This is a genomic window from Arthrobacter sp. zg-Y877, from assembly GCF_030373105.1.
Lineage (GTDB): Bacteria > Actinomycetota > Actinomycetes > Actinomycetales > Micrococcaceae > Arthrobacter_B.
In genome coordinates, this window is the sequence record NZ_JAUCPU010000007.1 from 68,635 (window position 1) to 86,971 (window position 18,337).

Below are 18,337 nucleotides of genomic sequence, written 5' to 3' on the forward strand. Positions count from 1 at the left end.
TGCCGGCGGGGCGGCGCCCGGCGGCCATTGCCACGGGCGGTGCCGCAAAAGTAAAGTCGCATCAGCGCACAAACAGTGGCCAGCGCCACAGATCGCGGGTATGCATGTGCACAAACCCCAAAGGAAAACGGGAACCGCACCGGCAAGCCGTTTTCATCCCACCACCGGCCGGCCCCGGCAGGCACGGCCTGGACGGATCCCCTTCATGATCCTCACCCTCACCGCCAATCCCTCCCTGGACCGCACGGTCCAGCTCCCCGGCGCACTTGCGCGCGGGGCTGTCCAACGGGCCGTGTCAGCCGGAGAGGAACCCGGCGGCAAGGGCGTGAATGTGTCCCGGGCGCTCACTGCCTCGGGTGTCCGGTCGCTTGCGGTGCTTCCGGGGGCCGACGGCGATCCCGTGATGGCCGGCCTGCGGACCGCGGGAGTGGACTACCTGAACCTGCCCATCGGGGCGCCCCTGCGGAGCAACATCACCCTTACTGAGCCGGATGGCACCACCACCAAGATCAACGCGCCCGGACCGGCCTTAAGGCCCGTGGAGCAGGAGGCCTTGATAGCTTTGCTCATCGGCGCCTGCACCGCCCAGGAAGGCCGCGGCGCTTCCTGGCTGGTGCTGGCAGGCTCGCTGCCGCCGGAGGTGCCGCCGGATTTTTATGCCTCGGTGGCACACGCCGTACGGGAGCGGCTTGGGGGCGCCGCTCCGCGCATCGCGATCGATTCCTCCGGACCGCCTTTGCTTGGCGCACTGCTGCACGGAGCGGTGCCGGACCTGCTCAAACCGAACGCGGAGGAACTCGCCGAGGCCACCGGCTTTTCCTCGGAGGCGGCACTGGAGGCAGACCCCTTGCTGGCGGCGCGTGCCGCGGGAATGCTCATTGAACGCGGCGTCGGTGCCGTGCTTGCCACCCTTGGCGCGAGGGGGGCACTGCTGGTCACGGCCTCCGGAAGCTGGCTGGCAACCCGACCGCCGGTGCAGGCCCGCTCGACCGTCGGCGCGGGGGATTCGGCACTGGCCGGATACCTCCTGGCCGACGTCGCGGGGGCTTCGCCGGCGGACTGCCTGCGGCAGGCCGTGGCCCATGGGGCCGCTGCGGCGTCCCTTCCCGGAACCACCGTTCCCGCGCTGGCAGCAACGGATCCAGGGGCTGTGACCGTCACCGCCCTCAATGGCCCCGAAGGTACCCTGCGGGGGCCTTCCCCTGCCGGGAGCGCCACCCCACGGCAGTCGTCGTCGTCAAAGGAGGAGGAAAGCTGATGTCGGACCTCATCACACCGGATCTGGTCACTTTGGACGAGAATCTGGGTACAGACAAAGGAACAGTCATCGGTCACCTGGCCCGCGGGGTGGTTTCCGCAGGGCGCGCGACCAGTTACGAGGACCTATACGCCGATGCCATGGGCCGGGAATCGAAGACGGCCACCGGCGTGCCCGGCGGCATTGCGATTCCGCACTGCCGGTCCGCGGCGGTCACCCAGCCGACGCTCGCGATGGCACGGATCCGGCCCGCAGTGGACTGGGGAGCCAAGGACGGCCCCGCCGATATTGTCTTTTTCATTGCGGCCCCGGAGGGCGCGGACCAGGAACACCTGCAGCTGCTCGCCAAACTGGCCCGGTCCCTGATCCGCAAGGATTTCACCGCTTCCCTGCGCTCGGCCACATCTGCGGTGCAGATCGTGGAACTCGTCGACGGGGCCCTCGGACTGGGCCCTGCACCGGCGGGTACCGGAGCGGGCGGCGCCGCAGCAGCAGGGGCAACCACCGGAGCAACGGCAGTGGGTGCGGACGGTGGCTCCACGGGCGGCAGGCAACCCGGGGGCACGGACGACGGCGGACACGGAGCCAATGCTCCGGCCTCCGAGGGCGGTACCGGCGCAACGGAGACCGACACCTCGAGGTCCCGTCACCTGGTCGCTGTCACCGCGTGCCCCACGGGGATTGCGCACACCTACATGGCCGCTGACTCCCTGGCCGCTGCAGCCGCCGAGCGCGGCGTCGATCTTCAGGTGGAAACACAGGGATCGGCCAAATCCACTCCCCTGGATCCGACGGTTATCCGCAATGCGGAAGCGGTGATTTTCGCCGTCGACGTCGATGTCCGGGACAAGGGGCGGTTCGCCGGGAAGCCGGTGATCAGCGGACCGGTGAAACGCGGAATCGACGAGCCGGGCGTGATGATCGACGAAGCCCTCAACGCGGTCAACGACCCGAACGCGCGGCGCGTGTCCGGCGGGGGCGGCGGCGGAGACGAAAATGAAGGCGGCTCCGGGTCCGGCGGGGAAGGTTTCGGCGGACAGCTCAAGCGGGCACTGCTGACCGGCGTCAGCTACATGATTCCGTTTGTCGCCGGCGGCGGCCTGCTGATTGCCCTGGGCTTCCTGCTGGGCGGCTACGAGCTGGCGCTCTCGGTGGACGACGTCGCCAACGGCGACCGGATGCTGGACGGCACCTCGATCCTGAGTCCGCCGCCCGAAGGTTTGATCGCCTATCTCGGGGCCGTGTTCTGGAAAATAGGCTCCCTGTCGATGGGCTTCCTGGTGCCGGCCCTGGCCGGGTACATTGCCTATGCCCTGGCCGACCGGCCCGGCATTGCCCCGGGCTTCACCGCCGGGGCCGTGGCGGTGTTTATGGACGCCGGGTTCATCGGCGGCATTATCGGCGGCCTGCTGGCCGGCTACGCGGCCCGGTGGATCGGCTCCTGGAATGTTCCCTCCTGGATGCGCGGGCTCATGCCGGTGGTCATCATCCCCCTCCTGGCGTCGATCATCGCTTCCGGCCTGATGATGCTGGTCCTGGGCGGACCCATTGCGGCCTTGACGCTGGGCCTGAATAACTGGCTCACCGGCCTCACCGGAGTGGCTGCCATCGGACTGGGCATCATCCTGGGGCTGATGATGGGCTCGGACCTGGGCGGCCCGATCAACAAGGTTGCCTACGCCTTTGCCGTAGCCGGGCTCGGGGAAGGCAGCTTCGAGAACCAGGTGCCGTGGGAAATCATGGCGGCCGTCATGGCAGCCGGCATGGTTCCGCCGCTGGGCATGGCTTTTGCCTCCACTGTGCTGGCGAAAAACCAGTTCAGCATGGCCCTGCGGGAGAACGGCAAGGCTGCGTGGCTGCTGGGTGCCGCCTTCATTTCGGAAGGTGCCATTCCGTTTGCCGCTTCCGACTTCTTCCGGGTCATTCCCTCCACCATGCTGGGCGGCGCGGTGGCCGGCGCGATCTGCCTGGGAACCGGAGTCACCTCGCAGGCTCCGCACGGCGGCATCTTTGTCTTCTTTGCCATCGGCAACCTCCTCATGTTCGTCGTCGCCATCCTGGCGGGGGCTGCCGTCACCGGGTTCGTCTACGTAGCCCTGAAACGGTACGTTCGGCCCCGGAAGAAGGCAGAGGAACCGGCCATTGCGTAAGGCAACGCCCACGAAGAGGAAGGCTTAGATGATGCGGACCATCCAGGGAATCGGAGTCAGTGCCGGACGCGTCATTGGTCCCTCGCGCCGGATGCCGCCTCCGGTGCCCGAGCCCGATGCAGACGCGAAGCCGGCGCCGGGCAGCACCGTGGACGGCGAAAAGGCACGACTCAAGGATGCCGCTGAAGCAGTCCGCGGGGATTTGAAGCGCCGGGCGGAAACCGCCTCGGGGGACGCCAAAGCGGTGCTGGATGCCACGGCAATGATGGCCTCCGATCCCATGCTGCTCAAAGCCGCGGGCAAACACATCAACGCGGGCATGGCCACGGACAGGGCCATCTGGGAAGCGGGCATGGAAGTCGCCGCGATGCTCCAAAGCCTGGGCGGCTACATGGCGGAACGGACCCAGGACGTGCTCGATGTCCGTGCCCGGATCGTGGCGGAACTGAACGGTCTGCCGGCACCGGGGATTCCGGCGTCCCAGGTTCCCTTTATCCTCACGGCTGTGGAGCTGGCACCGGCGGACACTGCGACGCTGGACCCGGCCATGGTAATCGGCCTGGTCACCAGCGAGGGTGGGCCGCAGTCCCACACGGCCATCCTTGCCCGGTCCCTGGGCCTACCCGCCGTGGTGGGGGCTGCCGGCGCGGACGAGGTTCCCGACGGCGCTGAAATCTATCTGGACGGCGCGGCCGGCAGCGTGGTCGTGGATCCCGGCGACGAGGAACGCGTAGCCGCGCATAAGTACGCCGCGCGCGCCGCGCTGCCGGTGTTCAACGGCACCGGAAAAACCTCCGACGGCTACCGGGTGCCGCTGCTGGCCAACGTGGGTTCCGGGAAGGACGCCCGCGCAGCAGCGGAAGCCGGCGCGGAGGGAATCGGGCTGCTCCGCACGGAGTTCTGCTTTCTGGGCCGTGACACGGAACCCACCATCGAGGAACAGGTGGCCGCCTACGGCGCGGTTTTCGAGGCGTTTCCGGGCCGGAAGGTAGTGATCCGCACCCTTGACGCCGGGGCGGACAAGCCACTGCCGTTCCTGACGGACGCTTCCGAGCCGAACCCGGCACTCGGGGTACGCGGATTCCGTACCGACCGCACCTCCCCCGGGGTGCTCGCCCGCCAGTTGGAAGCCATTGCCGCCGCCGCGGGCGCGCACACCGCGGATGTCTGGGTCATGGCACCCATGGTGTCCACCGCCGAGGAGGCCGCCGACTTCGCCGTGATGTGTGCCGGCGCGGGACTCGGCATGCCCGGCGTGATGGTCGAGGTCCCGGCGGCGGCGATTATGTCCGAAGCCATCCTGGCCCGGGTCCGGTTTGCCAGCCTGGGCACCAATGACCTCACGCAGTACACCATGGCCTCGGACCGGCAGCTGGGTTCGCTCGCTTCGCTGAACGATCCGTGGCAGCCGGCCGTCCTGCAGCTGATCTCCGCCACCGTTGCCGGTGCAGCCCGCGCCACGGCTGCGGGGACGGAGCCGGCAGCCGGCGCCAGGACCGTGGGAGTGTGCGGCGAGGCGGCCGCGGACCCTGCCCTTGCCGTCGTGCTCGCCGGAATGGGGGTAAACACGCTGTCCATGACGCCGCGCGCCTTGTCCGGCGTGGGCACAGTCCTGGAATCCGTCACCCTGGAACAGGCGCAGGAGCTCTCGGCCCGCGCCTTGGCTGCCCATTCCGCCGCCGAGGCCCGGACCATTGTGCGCAGCCGGCTGCCCGTCCTCGAGCAGCTTGGCTTGTAGCCGGCCCGGACGGGACCCAACGACGACCACAGCGTAAAAACCACGGAAGGAACACCAATGGCAGAACGCAAAGCCACAGTAGCCAGCAGGGTAGGGCTTCACGCACGGCCGGCGTCGATCTTCGCGGAAGCGGCAGCGGCCCAACCCGTTGAAGTCACCATTGCCAGGGAAGGGGACCCGGCCGACGAGGCGATGGATGCCTCAAGCATGCTTTCCCTGATGAGCCTGGGCGCAGCGCACGGAGACGTTGTGGTGCTGCGCTCGGAGGACGAAGGGGCGGAAGCAGCACTTGAGGAGCTGGCGAAAATCCTGGAAACGGATCTGGACGCCACGTAGGCGGCAAGAGGCGGGGCATTCACCGTTCTATGAATGTCCCGCCCTTGCTTCCAGAACCGGGTGATTCCGGAAAATGACGAAGCCAACGGCATTGCCGCTGGCTTCGTTGCAACTTCACGCTGACCCCCCACAGGCAGCGGACGTTACATATTCATTATTCTGGCACACAAACATGAAACCGTGAACAAGTTTATCTAATTGTCACCTTGTGTAGCCGGAAGTCAGCAGGCTTTGCTTTTCCCGGCGTTTGGCGGAAATCCCATAGAAGGCCACCGCACCGAGTCCCGCGGCAAGCACAATAACCGCGGAATGGGGCAGGATATAGTCCCAGACGCCAATGGGTATCCGGACCACCCCCAGCGCGGACCAGATCACGACCTCAGCCAGCGCGAACCCGATGAGTCCGGATCCCGCCCGCAGGGAAAACGGCCGCCGGGAGTGCGCGGCCGACCGGAAGGCGGGGGCGACCAGGCACGCGGAAACGTACGCCGGGTAGATCTTCCCCACCACGGCATACACATGGATCGTATATTCGTCGGGATAACCGTAGAGCCCGGGGGATGAAACCGGCAGATCGCTGATGACGAACAGGACCGTGGTGACGATAACCGTCAGCGCCAGGACGGCCAGGCCGGGCGGCCCGACAATGAGGCGGCGCGCCCCGGGGGACCGGAAGGCGGCTGCGGAAATGCTGCCGATGAGGAGAACCATTCCATATACCGCGTAGCGGAGAATCAGGTTGGCGTAATTAACGCCGCCAAGCAGGGCGTCAACCGGTAAATAGATTGACGGGATACTGAGCGCCACTCCAATGGCGGTCAGGGCGAATGCCCCGAAGAGCATCGGGTTCCGGCCCCGGAGGGCCAGGGGAAGCCGCACCAGGGCAAAAAGCGTCGAGACGATCAGTGCGGCGTATTGAAAAGCCAATACAAGGCTCATCCGAGGTTCTCCAAGAGCGTTAGTTCGTTTTCCACATCATGTTCATACTTCCTCAATTGCTTCCCCGCCCCGTCCAGTCGGTCCCGGGCGAGAAACAGGAGCTCGGAGTCCGTGAGCGCAGCCAATGCCTCCTGCTGGCCGTTCCGGGGCCACCCCGCCTCGTCGGGGCTGATCAATCCGGTGGCCACCAACCCGCCCGGCAGCGAAGCACCGGCAATCCGTGCCGCCTCCACGGCCAGTTCGGGTGCCAGCCGGGCTGCCGAAAGCTGTGCCGAAATGTTCTGGGGAGCCACGCCGGTCTTCAGACTGAGCTGCTGGCGGAGGTCTCCCGGGTCCACAGCCTCGAACCAGGAGCGGATCGCGTTCCGGTGGGGATGCCGGGTGAGGTCCGGGCAGCCCGTTCCGGAGGCTTTCCCTCCGGTAGCCCGCGCGAGGATCGTCTCGAGGATGCAGATGTAGGACACCTGGCTGATCAGCTCCGCCGCACTGGGCAGCCATGGTCCGCCCAGCAGGTCGGAGTATTCCTCAAATTCGGAGAGTGCCTCCACAGGATTTTTTCCGTACGCCCGGGCCACCCGGACCACAGTGATCTCCGAGACCTTGCCCCGGACAATCTGCTGGCCAAGGGTGGAACGCTTGATCCCCGTCCGGCGGCAGAGGTCCGCATTGGAGGCTCCGGGGGCAACCACTGTCCGCCAACTTTGGAAGGACCTGGCAGGCACTGCCATTTTGCCCCCCTCGATTGGATTTACCCGGACAAATAGAATTATACTGGTGGGACTGGCTTCCCCTTCTGCGTTCCCCCCATATGCAGAGCGGGAAGCCAGCTTCAATTAACGCACGGGCCGTTTGGCTGCCTGCGCTGGGACTGGCTCTGGCACGGAGAACGGCGGCACGGAGAACGGCCGGATTCCGGCCGTTACTGCCCCGCCGTCCTTATTCCCCCTGGGGCCACGAAACGTGATGGCTGTATTCCGGGTGCTTGCCGAGATATTCGGCCATATAGGAGCAGTAGGGTTTGATCCTCCGCCCGCCGTTGACGATGTCCTCCACCGCATACCGGGCCAGCTGCGAAGAGTAGCCCTGGTGCCGGAACTCCGGCTCCATTTCCGTGTGGGTAAGCGCTACGCCGTCCGGGTGCACCTCGTAGTCGGCAATCCCCACCAACTTCCTGTCCAGCCGCAGTTCGTACCTGTCCAGCCCGTCATTGCGCGAGACGCTGATGTCCTTGGTAGTCATGGGCCGAGACTGTCACGCAATCCCCCGGTGGTCCAGCCCAATGCCCTTCGCGCGGTTATGCGGCCCTTCCGCCGCCTGCGGCGGTTTCGGCGCGGCGGAAGGAATCTTCCAGCCTGCCGACGGCCTGGGCATACGCAGCCGCATCCGACGCCTTCCCTGCTTCGGGGCGCAGCTGTTCGGCCGCCTTCAGCGCCCGGATGAAGTTGCGCGTTTCCGGGGCCCGGACATCCAGGAGCTGAGGGTGCTCCGCCGCGAGCCAGGGATCCAGTTCATAGGCTCGCCAGCGGGCCAGGACCTCCTCGTGGCGGGCCGCCACAGCGTGTAGTTCGGCCTGCACCTGCCGGTCTTCACGGATCAGCCGACGACGGCGGTCCCGCCGGGCCACCCAGAGTGCCGCGGCGATGCTGCCGCCCACCACAACCGACCCCGCTGCAGCGGCTCCGGCATCCGTGGCAGTCGACGCCCACGCGGCAATCAGCAGGACCGCCAGGAACGCCGTCAACCCGGCCCAGAAAAGGTTCTCGCCGTCTCCGGCGCGAAGGGCCCGGTCAATACCGGCCGCACCGGCGGTGAGCGCGAGCACCAGCAGCAGGATCGGAAAAACACCCTCCACCATCGCCGCTCCGCCCTGTTGCCTTCCTGGTCCTTGTGCCTCCATTGCACCGAACCCGGCTGCAAAGGTCAATGGCGGTACGGTGCACCTGAAAAAGGGCCGGGTGGGGGAACACCAAGTATGCTGACTTGTGGCTTGTGTCCCGCAGCCCGACAAAATCCGATGAAAACCGCCGGAAAAGCGCCTGCAGATGTAAGGAAAGCAATGAAGATTCCCGCCCCGAGGGGGCGCGTCAGCGCCACCCTGCTAGACCTCCTCCAGAACCGCGGCGGCGCGGGCCACGCCAACGCCTACGGCTCCCTGAATCTCCTGGTGGACGAAGCCCTGGCCGGCACCCCGGACCTGCTCCGTGACGAAGACCTTCAGCTGGCCCTGTTCTGCCTCTACGAGCTGCACTACAGCGGACTGGATGGAGTCGAGGATGCGGCTGAATGGGATCCCGAGCTGATCCGCGTGCGCGCCCGGATGGAAGCGGCGTTCGAGGACGTGCTGCGCGCGGTAGTGCCCGTCCCCGCATTGCCCGCGCCGGAGAGCGAAGCCGTTGCAGAGTCCCTCTTCCGCCTGGCGGCCGACGACAAGAGTCCCGGCGCTTCGCGTTTCGTGGCCGGGAAGGCGAGCGTCGAACAGCTGCAGGAATTCCTGATCCTGCGCTCGGTGTACCAGCTGAAGGAGGCGGACCCGCACAGCTGGGCCATCCCGCGGCTTCCTGTGGGACGCGCCAAGGCGGCCCTGGTGGAGATCCAGGCAGATGAATACGGCGGCGGGCGCGTGGAGCGGATGCACTCGAAGCTGTTCGGCACCACCATGGAGGGTCTCGGCCTGGATTCCGGCTACGGGTACTACATCGACCTGGTTCCCGCACTGACCCTGGCTTCCTCCAACGCCATGTCCCTCTTTGGCTTGAACCGGCGGCTGCGCGGCGCCATTGCCGGGCACCTGGCGGCGTTCGAAATGACCTCCTCCATCCCCAACTCGTTCTACGCCCGCGGATTCCGGCGGCACGGTTTCAGCGATGAGGTCACGTATTACTTCGATGAACACGTTGAAGCGGACGCGGTGCACGAGCAGATCGCCGCACGCGACCTGGCCGGCGGACTGGCCGAGGCCGAACCCGACCTGCTGGCAGACATCATCTTCGGCGCCGCTACCGTCCTGGCCATCGACGCCATGCTCGCCGAAGACCAGCTCACGGCCTGGCAGGCAGGCGAGACCGCGCTGCTCACGCCCCTGGCTAACGACGGCGGCGGCACCGCAGGTGCCGCACTGGCAGCTACGGCAATGGCCGGCGGTGTCACGCCGTGACGGTCAGCGGATCCCCCGCGGAGGACACGGCGGCCATGCCGGACCCGGCGACTGAGGTTGAGGCTGCCGGGCTCCAGGCCTGGGAGACCCGGGAAGGCAGCGCCCCGGCGTCCATCGTGGCCTGCCCCAATGGTCCCCTGCTGGTCCGCGGCGACTTCGAAATTGTCACGCCTGACGGGGTCCCCGTGCCGCGGGACCGGGAAACCGTGGCGCTGTGCCGGTGCGGTGGCTCCGCGATCAAACCGTACTGCGACGGCACCCACAAGCTGATGAAGTTCGATACCACCCGGCGTCGTCCGGTACCGGAACCGGCGCGGCGGGCCGCGGAAGAAGCCGCAGGCTAAGCGAAGGAACAGTCCCGCCGGCCAGGACAAAGGCTTAAACAAAGAATGGCTTGCCTCGGCAAGCCATTCTTTTTGCGGTGCTCTTTTTTCGGTGCTCTTTTTGCGGTGCGCCCAGCAGGGCTCGAACCTGCGACCCACGACTTAAAAGGACGTTGCTCTACCAACTGAGCTATAGGCGCGCCACCGGCTCCGGCTGGTTACAGCGCGGACCGACTGTCCCACTTTATCGCACACCGCACAGATCGTGGAAAACCCCGGGCGGGGACCGGGGATCCAGCCGGTGCGGCACGCCTTCAGGCAGTTCCCGGGCACCTCCAACCCGCCTCGATTCGGTGCTGATCCCGGAGTATTCTCAAAGCATGAGTGAGTCCAATTCAATGCCGCGCCATCACAAGCCAAAGCCTCTTGCACCCGTGGACTTCGCCAACTTCCCCGGCGGTGCCGATCCGGCACGCGTTTCCGAGGCGGCCCATCTGGCCGCCCAGGCGCTCGTCCACCACGGCCGCAGGAGCACCGATCCGGAAGTCACCCGCCGGCTGGTGGAACTGACCGACCAGCAGGGAGTCGAAGCGGTCGCCGAAATGTGGGCTGAAAGCCCTGCCCGGTCCCTGCCGGGAGCCCTCTGGCGCCTCTACGCGCTCCGTGCATCCATCCAGCGCAATCCCGAGCGCATTGCCGCGTTCTACGCCGCCGGGAAGGACGTTGCACAGGTTTCCAAAGTCGTTGCCGGAGTAGCCGAACCGCTGGGGGCGGACGAGGTACGCACCATGGCGGACACCATCCTCTCCGGTGCCTTTGAAGGCGATTTCGACGTCGCACTGGAGCGTTTCGCCGCCTTCTGCAGGGTGGTGGCCCTCGGCCAGGCCAACCACGCGGATTCCTCCGAGGCATCCAACGGGGACCGGGCGACCTTGCTGACCCGCAACGCACGCCAGCTGGTGCACACGGCGGAGGACCTGGAGCATTCGGCAGCCGCCTGGCGGCGGGGCGAACTCGACTAGCCGGAGCCGGCGGGGAGCAGGACAGCCGCCTGGGTAAGGGGCTCGTGACGCATCCCCCAGTGGCGGTCCTCACAGTCCGCCGGGGCCGTGTTGACATCACCGGCAGAGAGTAGAAAACTGAAATCGGTGTCGGACTGCGGAACCCCCGGGCTTCAACTCTGAGCCGCTTCGAGCGGCCTTCCGCCGAGAGGCGCTCCCGGTCCGGCACCGCTACTTTCCCCTCCTGAGTCAAACCCGCCGTGCACTGCGCGGGTTTGGCCTGCCGCTCGCTGAACCGGCGCCGCGATCAGATAATCTTGGGCCTGTGAGAACCTCCCCTCCGGCCGGCATGATGTGCACGGCGTGAAACTTCAGCTGTTTCCCCAAGAGAATGCCGGCCTCGAACTGCTCTCCCGGATGGCGTCGCAGCTGCTGCGCGGCACCGGTGTTCTGGCCGAGATACTCGGAGCAGGCCCGGAGGAATTCGACCGGCTTACCGAGCAGCTGCATCAGATCGATGCGGAAACCACGGACCTGCACTTTGCCTTGATGACGCAGATGCGGACCAGCTTCATCAACCCGCTGCCCCGGGAAGACCTGTACGAACTGTCGCTGGTCCTGATGTCCGCCATGGAATGCCTGGACGCCTCCGCGGAGACTATTTCCCTCTACAAGCTCACCGGCGTATCCCGCCGCGCTTCCGAGCAGCTGGAGGTCATTGGCCGGCAGGCGGAACTGACGGCCTCCGCCATGCGCCGGCTTGCCTCGCTGGAGGACCTGGAGGAGTACTGGATTGAAATGCTCCGGCTGGCCCGGCGTGCGGAGCGCTCCCGCCGGATCTGGGTGGCGGAACTGATGCGCGAGTACAAGCCGCTGGCCTACGCCAGGCACCGGGACCTGGCCGATCAGCTTTCCGGCGCCACGGCCCAGCTTCGCCGTGCGGCGACTTTCGTCGGCGGCATCCTCGTCCGGGAATCCTAGGGTGACCGCTTTCCTGCTGGCCGGCGTCGTCCTGCTCGCCGGAGCCTATGCCTTCGTCAACGGCTTCCACGACGCCTCCAACTCGGTGGCGACGTCGGTGCGCACCCGGGCCCTGACCCCCACGGTGGCGATCATCCTCGCCGCTGCGTTCAACCTTCTGGGTGCCCTGGTCAGTACCGCCCTGGCCGTCGCCCTGACCGTGCGGTTCGTGGACCTGCCGGCCGGCCCCGAGGGGCTGGGCATCCTGGTTGCCGGATTGCTGGCGGCCTGCGGCTGGGGCGTATGGACCTGGTGGCGGCGGATGCCGTCCTCTTCCACACATGCACTGGTGGGCGGGATTGTAGGTTCCGGAGCGGCGTCCACCCTGGTGGGCGGACAGAACATCGCGGAGTCCAACCGGCTGATCTGGGAGCAGCTGGCCCTGCCGTTGCTGCTCTCGCCCGCAATTGCCTTTGCGCTGGCGTACCTGCTGGTTTTCCCCGCCACCTGGCTAATGCGTTACAGCTCCCCGCGCCGCGGCGATGCGGGAAACCGGATAGCGCAGTCCGTCTTCACCTCGGCCTTCTCCCTTGGACACGGCATCCAGGACGGGCAGCGGACCATGGCTGTTGTGGTGCTGGCCCTGTTGGCCGCCGGGCAGGCGGTGGAAACGGAGATCCCGCTCTGGGTCCAGCTGTTCGCAGCGTTTGCCCTGGCCGCCGGCACGCTCTTCGGCGGCTGGCGGATCACCCACACCCTGGGCTACCGGCTGGTGCGGATGGACCCGCTGCGGGGCATGAGTGCCCAGGCGGTCAGTTCCACCATGCTCTTCCTCGGCGCCCTCTGGCTGCACATCCCGCTCTCAAGTACCCAGACCATGACCTCCGCCATCGTGGGCGCCGGCACCAACCAGCGCTTCTCCACCGTCCGCCTGATCCCGCTGCGGGAAATCCTCGTCACCTGGCTGGTCACGGCACCGGTGACGGCGGTGCTCGGCGGAATCCTGCTGCTGGCCCTCAGTCCACTCCTATAGCCGGCGTTTACCCGAAACGCCCGGAGACGTAGTCCTCCGTGGCCTGCTCCGCGGGGTTGCTGAAGATGACCGGAGTGTCCGCGTATTCGATGAGCCGGCCGGGCTTGCCGGTTCCGGCAATGTTGAAGAACGCGGTCTTGTCCGACACCCGTGCCGCCTGCTGCATGTTGTGCGTCACGATCACCACCGTGTACTCACTCTTCAGTTCCTCGATGAGGTCCTCGATGGCCAGGGTGGAAATGGGATCCAGGGCGGAACAGGGCTCGTCCATCAGGATCACCTCCGGGGACACGGCGATGGCGCGGGCTATGCACAAACGCTGCTGCTGCCCGCCGGAAAGACCGGAACCGGGCTTGTCCAGCCGGTCCCGGACCTCCTTCCAGAGGTTGGCGCCGGTGAGGGATTTTTCCACCAGGGCATCCGCGTCGGATTTGGAAATCCGCTTGTTGTTCAGCTTCACGCCTGCCAGCACATTGTCCCGGATGGACATGGTGGGGAACGGGTTGGGCCGCTGGAAAACCATGCCGACGTGGCTGCGCACGGTTACCGGGTCGACGCCGGGGCCGTACAGGTTCTCCCCGTCCAGCAGCACTTCGCCTTCCACACGGGCCCCGGGAAGGACTTCGTGCATCCGGTTGAGGGTACGCAGGAAGGTGGACTTGCCGCAGCCCGATGGGCCGATGAAGGCAGTCACGGAGCGGGGTTCAATGTTGATGTTCACGTCCTGGACGGCCAGGAAACTGCCGTAGTAGACGTTGAGGTCTTTGACGTCGATGCGCTTGGACATGATTTCCTTCTCGGTGGATCGAAGACGGGCTAGCGGGAGGTCCGGGGGGCGAAGATCCGGGCGATCAGGCGTGCGCCAAGGTTCAGCAGCATCACCATGATGATCAGGATCAGGGCGGCCGCCCAGGCCCGCTGGGTACTGGGATCGGTGTTGGTCGGTGAGGTGGGACTCATCAGCTGCCGGTAGATAAACGTGGGCAGCGTGCTCATCCAGCCCGCGAAGGCGTTGAAGTTGATGGTGTTCACGAAGCCGGCCGTGACCAGCAGCGGGGCGGTCTCGCCGATCACGCGGGCAATGGCCAGGGTGACGCCGGAGGCAATGCCGGAAATAGCGGTGGGGACCACTACTTTCAGGATGGTCCGCCACTTCCTCACACCCAGGGCGTAGGACGCCTCCCGGAGCTCGTTGGGCACAATCTTCAGCATTTCCTCGGTGGACCGGACCACCACCGGGATCATCAGTACGGAGAGGGCGACGGCGGCAACAAAGCCCGTCCGCGTGCCGGGCCCGAAAACCAGCCCGAAGAACGCGGCGGCGAACAGGCCGGCCACGATCGAAGGGATGCCGGTCATCACGTCCACGAAGAACGTGATGGCCCGCGAAAGCGTTCCGCCGCGGCTGTATTCCACCAGGTACACGGCAGCCAGCAGGCCCACCGGCACGGAAATGACCGTGGCCCAGAATGTGATCAGCAGGGTGCCGACAATGCCGTGGTAAGCGCCGCCGAGCACCGCTGTCCCGTTTTCCACAGTGGCGTTGTCCACGGCCCCGGTCATTCCGCCCATGGAGGTCAGCAGGAAGTCCGGGTTGAGGCCGGGCAGGCCGCGGGCCAGGACGGTGAAGATCACCGATACCAGGGGCAGCAGCGCCAACAGGAACGCACCGCAGACCAGGTTAGTGGCGAGGCGGTCCACTGCATGCCGCCTGCCCTCCACCACCCAGGTGGCCGCCGTGCCGCCGATGACGAAAAGCACGGCGGTGAAGATGGCGAAGGATGCAACGGAGAAACCGAGGAGGGCGGACAGGGCCGCACCCAGGACCAAGGCCGCGGCCAGCACGATCCAGGGCGTGTAGCGCGGCAGCCTGTTCTTCGTCAGCAGGGAGCCGGGACGGTTCAGGACGGGGGATGTATCGAGCATCAGTTGGCTCCCGAGAATTCTTTGTGACGGCTGATAATCCAGCGGGCAACCACGTTGACCGCCAGGGTGATCAGGAACAGCACGAGCCCTGCCGCGATCAGCTCCGAGAGCCGGAGCCCAAACGCTTCAGGGAAGTTCAGGGCAATCTCGGCGGCTATGGTCTGGTTGCCAGGCCGGATCAGGCTGGCGATCAGCCCGCCGGAGGAAAGCACCAGTGCCACCGCCATGGTTTCACCCAGTGCGCGGCCCAGTCCCAGCATGACCGCGCTGATGACGCCGGGACGCGCGAAGGGGAAAACGGCCATCCGGATCATTTCCCACCGGGTGGCGCCCATTGCGAGCGCCGCTTCCTCGTGCAGCTTGGGCGTCTGCAGGAAGATTTCCCGTGTCAGCGAGGTAATGATCGGCAGCACCATGACGGAGAGCACAATGCCGGCCGTGAGCATGGTTTTGCCGGTCTGGCTGGCCGGTCCGGCAAACAGCGGAATCCATCCGGCGTTTTCGGCCAGCCAGTTGTACGGCCCCACCAGGGCCGGGGCCAGCACCGTCATTCCCCAGGCCCCGTAGACCACCGACGGGATGGCCGCGAGCAGGTCCACCAGATAGCCCAGTCCCTGCGCCAGCCGGCGCGGTGCGTAGTGCGAAATGAACAGGGCGACGCCGATGCCCACCGGGGTGGCGATGAGCAGCGCGATGAGGGCGGCAATGACCGTCCCGATGACCAGGGGCAGGATGTACTGTCCGAACCCGCCGCCGGAAATCTCCGCCGGATCCGCCATGAAGGTGGGCAGCGCCTGCCACATCAGGAACACGGCCACGCAGAACAGTACGAAGAGAATCAGGCACCCGGCTGTCACCGCTATGCCGGAGAAAATCTTGTCTCCGGCGCGGCCGGTGCCGCCTTCTCCGGTTATGGACTTGCTGGACACTGCTCAACCCTTCGAAATGCGTTGCGTGCAGACTCTTTTATCAGTGTAGGGACCCCGGCCCCGGTGGTGCCTCTGCCCTCCCCCGCACGGAGCGGAGGAGGGCAGGATGAGCACGTTAGGAACGGACCTTGATGGTTTCCAGCGCTGTTTCCGCCTTGCCGCGCAGGGCGTCCGAGAGCGGCGCGCTGCCCGCGGCGTCGGACGCGGCAGCCTGGCCCTCTTCGCTGACGACGTAGGTACCGAACGCGCGGACCAGATCAACGGCCTGCTGGTCCTCGTAGCTGGTGCAGAACACGTGGTAGCTCACCAGCACCACGGGGTAGGCACCGGATTCCGCCGTGTCGCGGTCCAGGTCCATGGCCATGTCCGCTTCGGGACGGCCTTCGCCGGTGACCGGGGTGGAGGATTCGACGGCGAGTGCGGCGGCGTCGGCGCTGAAGGGTACGTAGCTTTCGCCCACCTTGACGCTGACCTTGCCCAGGGAACCGGCGGCCGAGGCGTCGGCATAGGTGATGCCACCCTCGGTGGACGTCACCGTGGAAATGACGCCGCCGGTGCCGGAGGCGCTTTCACCGTTCGGCAGGCCGTCCGGCCATTCACCGGAAGCCTTATCCGTCCACTTTTCGGGTGCGGCTTCGGCCAGGTACTCGGTGAAGTTCTTGGTGGTGCCCGATTCGTCGCCGCGGTGTACCGCCGTGATGGCGGTGGCAGGCAGTTCCACGCCCTTGTTCTGCGCGGCGATGGCCGGATCGTTCCAGGTGGTGAACTCGCCGCGGAAGATCGCCGCGATGGTGTCTGCGTCGAGGTTCAGCTCCATGATGCCCGGAAGGTTGAAGGCAATGGCGATCGGGGAAATGTAGACGGGAACGTGGATGGCGCCGTCGGGACCGCAGACCTCCGCGGCCGCAGCGGTTTCTTCGTCGTCAAGGTAGGCGTCGGACCCGGCAAACTGGACACCGCCGGCCAGCAGCGCTTCCCTGCCGGCGCCCGAGCCATCCGGTGAATATTGGACGGACGCCTGCGGATTGGCTGCGCCGAAGCCCGCGATCCAGGCCTGCATAGCCGCGTCCTGGGAGGAGGCACCGGCACCGGAGAGCGTGCCCGTGACTGAGCTTTCCGCGCTCCCCTCGCTCGGGGCCGCGGAGGGTGCAGCGCTGTCCGTGCCGCAGGCGGCCAGGCTGAGTGCGGCAACAAGTGAAACTGAAAGCACGGATACAGCGCGGTTCAAAACCTTCACTATCGTGTCCCTTTCGAGGGGTTCTTTCGGCACAGGGTGCGCCGGGAAGCTGAGTCAGGAAAAGCAGTCGAGTGCAGGGAACGGGCAAACGTTCCTGTCCCAGAGTGGCGAAGCAAGGTAAACGGAAAGTTAACGTGCGCCGGTCGGCCGGGGAACATCTGCCACTACCGGATGTAACGCCGGTTACAGGTTGGCTCCAGCTCCCCCTAGACTGGTTTTATGCCCCAACGCAGCTCCTTCGCCAAAAGCCGGGGGTTCCTGCTGAACCGGGCCCGCGTGGGGCTGCAGCGCAGCCGAAACTCGGTGGTGCCGGCACTGCAGATGACTGTCTGCGCGGTCGGGGCCTACGCATTTGCCGAATATGTCCTGGGACACCAGGGCCCGCTGTTCGCAGCAACCGCCGCCCTGATTTCACTCGGGTTCTCCCGTGAACCGCGGACCCGCCGGGTGCTCGAGGTTGGGATCGGCTGCACGCTGGGCATCACCATCGGCGAAATCCTGCTCACCCTGCTGGGCAACGGCCTGGCCCAGGCCGCCGTCGTCCTCTTTGTCTCGGTGATGCTGGCACGCTTCCTGGACCGGGGCGTTATCTTCACTACTCAGCTGGGGCTGCAGTCCCTGCTGGTTGTGCTCCTGCCGGCACCTGACGGCGGTGTCTTCACCCGCAGCGTGGATGCCATAGTCGGCGGCGTTTTCGCCCTGGTGGTCACCATGCTGGCACCGCGGGATCCGCGCCGGGAGCCCAAGTCCAATATCCGCGAAATCCTGCATGAACTCTCCGCCGTGCTGCGCCAGTGCTCCGAGGCCATCGCCAAGAGCGATTCCACCATTGCCTGGCATGCCCTGGTCCGGGCGAGGAATACCCAGCCCCAGTTGGACACCCTGGCCCGCAGCGTGCGTGACGCCCGGGAGGTCGCCCGCATTTCCCCCGCTTACCGGCGGTACCTGGCGGAACTGGGGGACCTGCGCGGCTCCATCGGTTTCCTGGACCTGGCCGTGCGCAACAGCCGGGTCTTCGCCCGCCGGACGACGTCGGTCATCAACCATGCGTCCCTTGGCGATGAAGCCATCGAGAATGTGTCGGAGGTGCTGAACGAGACCGCCGACGCCGTGGATGTCCTGGCCCGCGCACTGGGCGGCGGGGAAGGAGCGGACACCCGCAGGCGGCATCTGCGCCAGGCCCGCAGCGAACTGGCCCGGGTGGGAACCCGGCTGCATCCAAAGTCCCTGGGCATCACCGACCTGCAGGGGGACGCGCTGGTTATGCTGTTCCGCCCCCTGGTGGTGGATCTGCTGGAATCCACCGGACTTACCCACGAAGAGGCAGTCACCTACCTCTCGGAGGTCTGAGGG

Annotated in this window: 18 protein-coding genes and 1 tRNA gene; 10 read left to right on the forward strand and 9 right to left on the reverse strand. The window is 66.5% G+C overall.

Annotated features, from left to right (window positions below; translation table 11 throughout):
- Window positions 1-205 precede the first annotated feature (205 nt).
- The 4 genes from QNO03_RS11130 to QNO03_RS11145 are packed head-to-tail and all read left to right on the forward strand — an operon-like array spanning window position 206 to window position 5,482.
- Window positions 206-1,258 carry a 1-phosphofructokinase family hexose kinase gene (locus tag QNO03_RS11130; protein WP_289603354.1) on the forward strand — a complete coding sequence of 351 codons (1,053 nt, stop codon included), beginning with the start codon at window positions 206-208 and terminating at the stop codon, window positions 1,256-1,258.
- Window positions 1,258-3,408, forward strand: a complete 2,151-nt coding sequence (locus QNO03_RS11135; RefSeq protein WP_229945615.1) for a PTS fructose transporter subunit IIABC — start codon at window positions 1,258-1,260, stop codon at window positions 3,406-3,408. The genes QNO03_RS11130 and QNO03_RS11135 overlap by 1 nt, the downstream gene beginning before the upstream one ends.
- 31 nt (window positions 3,409-3,439) lie before the next feature.
- The gene (gene ptsP / locus QNO03_RS11140) at window positions 3,440-5,146 is read left to right on the forward strand and encodes a phosphoenolpyruvate--protein phosphotransferase (RefSeq protein WP_289603691.1); all 1,707 of its coding nucleotides are present in this window, start codon (window positions 3,440-3,442) and stop codon (window positions 5,144-5,146) included.
- 57 nt (window positions 5,147-5,203) lie between these two features.
- On the forward strand, window positions 5,204-5,482 hold the full coding sequence (locus tag QNO03_RS11145) for an HPr family phosphocarrier protein (protein WP_289603355.1): 279 nt from the start codon (window positions 5,204-5,206) through the stop codon (window positions 5,480-5,482).
- Between the two features lie 201 nt (window positions 5,483-5,683).
- Here the strand turns inward: QNO03_RS11145 and QNO03_RS11150 are convergent, their stop codons facing one another.
- The 4 genes from QNO03_RS11150 to QNO03_RS11165 form a co-directional block, all read right to left on the reverse strand.
- Window positions 5,684-6,421 (reverse strand): hypothetical protein, encoded by a 738-nt coding sequence (locus QNO03_RS11150; protein WP_289603356.1) that lies wholly within the window; start codon window positions 6,419-6,421, stop codon window positions 5,684-5,686.
- On the reverse strand, window positions 6,418-7,149 hold the full coding sequence (locus tag QNO03_RS11155) for a hypothetical protein (RefSeq protein ID WP_289603357.1): 732 nt from the start codon (window positions 7,147-7,149) through the stop codon (window positions 6,418-6,420). Before QNO03_RS11155 ends, QNO03_RS11150 begins: the two co-directional genes overlap by 4 nt.
- A 208-nt stretch (window positions 7,150-7,357) precedes the next feature.
- A complete protein-coding gene (locus tag QNO03_RS11160) occupies window positions 7,358-7,660 on the reverse strand; it encodes a GNAT family N-acetyltransferase (protein ID WP_229945623.1) in 303 nt (100 codons plus the stop codon).
- 55 nt (window positions 7,661-7,715) lie between these two features.
- The gene (locus QNO03_RS11165; RefSeq protein WP_289603358.1) at window positions 7,716-8,345 is read right to left on the reverse strand and encodes a hypothetical protein; all 630 of its coding nucleotides are present in this window, start codon (window positions 8,343-8,345) and stop codon (window positions 7,716-7,718) included.
- 132 nt (window positions 8,346-8,477) lie between these two features.
- Here QNO03_RS11165 and QNO03_RS11170 point away from each other — a divergent pair, with 132 nt between their 5' ends.
- Both QNO03_RS11170 and QNO03_RS11175 read left to right on the forward strand, forming a co-directional pair.
- Window positions 8,478-9,575, forward strand: coding sequence for an iron-containing redox enzyme family protein (locus tag QNO03_RS11170; protein ID WP_229945628.1), 1,098 nt, complete (start codon window positions 8,478-8,480; stop codon window positions 9,573-9,575).
- Complete coding sequence (locus tag QNO03_RS11175) at window positions 9,572-9,919, forward strand: CDGSH iron-sulfur domain-containing protein (protein ID WP_442860207.1); 348 nt, start codon at window positions 9,572-9,574, stop codon at window positions 9,917-9,919. Before QNO03_RS11170 ends, QNO03_RS11175 begins: the two co-directional genes overlap by 4 nt.
- A 106-nt stretch (window positions 9,920-10,025) precedes the next feature.
- Here QNO03_RS11175 and QNO03_RS11180 read toward each other — a convergent pair.
- Window positions 10,026-10,098, reverse strand: a tRNA-Lys gene (locus tag QNO03_RS11180).
- A 180-nt stretch (window positions 10,099-10,278) separates the two neighbouring features.
- Here QNO03_RS11180 and QNO03_RS11185 point away from each other — a divergent pair.
- From QNO03_RS11185 to QNO03_RS11195, 3 genes are all read left to right on the forward strand, one after another.
- Entirely contained in the window at window positions 10,279-10,920 is a 642-nt protein-coding gene (locus QNO03_RS11185; protein WP_229945630.1) for a hypothetical protein, read from the forward strand.
- A gap of 342 nt (window positions 10,921-11,262) precedes the next feature.
- Window positions 11,263-11,880 carry a DUF47 domain-containing protein gene (locus QNO03_RS11190; RefSeq protein ID WP_229945633.1) on the forward strand — a complete coding sequence of 206 codons (618 nt, stop codon included), beginning with the start codon at window positions 11,263-11,265 and terminating at the stop codon, window positions 11,878-11,880.
- A gap of 1 nt (window position 11,881) precedes the next feature.
- Window positions 11,882-12,892 carry an inorganic phosphate transporter gene (locus QNO03_RS11195; RefSeq protein WP_229945635.1) on the forward strand — a complete coding sequence of 337 codons (1,011 nt, stop codon included), beginning with the start codon at window positions 11,882-11,884 and terminating at the stop codon, window positions 12,890-12,892.
- Window positions 12,893-12,899: 7 nt separating this feature from the next.
- Here QNO03_RS11195 and pstB read toward each other — a convergent pair whose 3' ends face one another.
- From pstB to pstS, 4 genes are all read right to left on the reverse strand, one after another.
- A complete protein-coding gene (gene pstB, locus QNO03_RS11200; RefSeq protein WP_229945638.1) occupies window positions 12,900-13,679 on the reverse strand; it encodes a phosphate ABC transporter ATP-binding protein PstB in 780 nt (259 codons plus the stop codon).
- Window positions 13,680-13,708: 29 nt separating this feature from the next.
- Window positions 13,709-14,818, reverse strand: a complete 1,110-nt coding sequence (gene pstA / locus QNO03_RS11205; RefSeq protein WP_289603359.1) for a phosphate ABC transporter permease PstA — start codon at window positions 14,816-14,818, stop codon at window positions 13,709-13,711.
- Window positions 14,818-15,747: a phosphate ABC transporter permease subunit PstC gene (gene pstC / locus QNO03_RS11210; protein WP_289603360.1), complete on the reverse strand. Its 930-nt coding sequence runs from the start codon at window positions 15,745-15,747 to the stop codon at window positions 14,818-14,820. Before pstC ends, pstA begins: the two co-directional genes overlap by 1 nt.
- A gap of 115 nt (window positions 15,748-15,862) precedes the next feature.
- Window positions 15,863-16,984: a phosphate ABC transporter substrate-binding protein PstS gene (pstS, locus tag QNO03_RS11215; RefSeq protein ID WP_289603361.1), complete on the reverse strand. Its 1,122-nt coding sequence runs from the start codon at window positions 16,982-16,984 to the stop codon at window positions 15,863-15,865.
- 219 nt (window positions 16,985-17,203) lie between these two features.
- On the opposite strand from pstS, the gene QNO03_RS11220 reads away from it, so the two are divergent.
- The gene (locus tag QNO03_RS11220) at window positions 17,204-18,334 is read left to right on the forward strand and encodes an FUSC family protein (protein WP_229945645.1); all 1,131 of its coding nucleotides are present in this window, start codon (window positions 17,204-17,206) and stop codon (window positions 18,332-18,334) included.
- The last annotated feature ends 3 nt before the right edge of the window (window positions 18,335-18,337 follow it).

Excerpts from the sequence above, each read along its gene's own strand:
- QNO03_RS11220 (WP_229945645.1), top strand. The coding sequence starts at position 17,204 with ATGCCCCAACGCAGCTCCTTCGCCAAAAGCCGGGGGTTCCTGCTGAAC.
- QNO03_RS11135 (WP_229945615.1), top strand. The coding sequence starts at position 1,258 with ATGTCGGACCTCATCACACCGGATCTGGTCACTTTGGACGAGAATCTG.
- QNO03_RS11160 (WP_229945623.1), bottom strand. The coding sequence starts at position 7,660 with ATGACTACCAAGGACATCAGCGTCTCGCGCAATGACGGGCTGGACAGG.
- QNO03_RS11145 (WP_289603355.1), top strand. The coding sequence starts at position 5,204 with ATGGCAGAACGCAAAGCCACAGTAGCCAGCAGGGTAGGGCTTCACGCA.
- QNO03_RS11130 (WP_289603354.1), top strand. The coding sequence starts at position 206 with ATGATCCTCACCCTCACCGCCAATCCCTCCCTGGACCGCACGGTCCAG.
- QNO03_RS11155 (WP_289603357.1), bottom strand. The coding sequence starts at position 7,149 with ATGGCAGTGCCTGCCAGGTCCTTCCAAAGTTGGCGGACAGTGGTTGCC.
- QNO03_RS11170 (WP_229945628.1), top strand. The coding sequence starts at position 8,478 with ATGAAGATTCCCGCCCCGAGGGGGCGCGTCAGCGCCACCCTGCTAGAC.
- QNO03_RS11150 (WP_289603356.1), bottom strand. The coding sequence starts at position 6,421 with ATGAGCCTTGTATTGGCTTTTCAATACGCCGCACTGATCGTCTCGACG.
- ptsP (WP_289603691.1), top strand. The coding sequence starts at position 3,440 with ATGCGGACCATCCAGGGAATCGGAGTCAGTGCCGGACGCGTCATTGGT.
- pstA (WP_289603359.1), bottom strand. The coding sequence starts at position 14,818 with ATGCTCGATACATCCCCCGTCCTGAACCGTCCCGGCTCCCTGCTGACG.
- pstB (WP_229945638.1), bottom strand. The coding sequence starts at position 13,679 with ATGTCCAAGCGCATCGACGTCAAAGACCTCAACGTCTACTACGGCAGT.
- QNO03_RS11185 (WP_229945630.1), top strand. The coding sequence starts at position 10,279 with ATGAGTGAGTCCAATTCAATGCCGCGCCATCACAAGCCAAAGCCTCTT.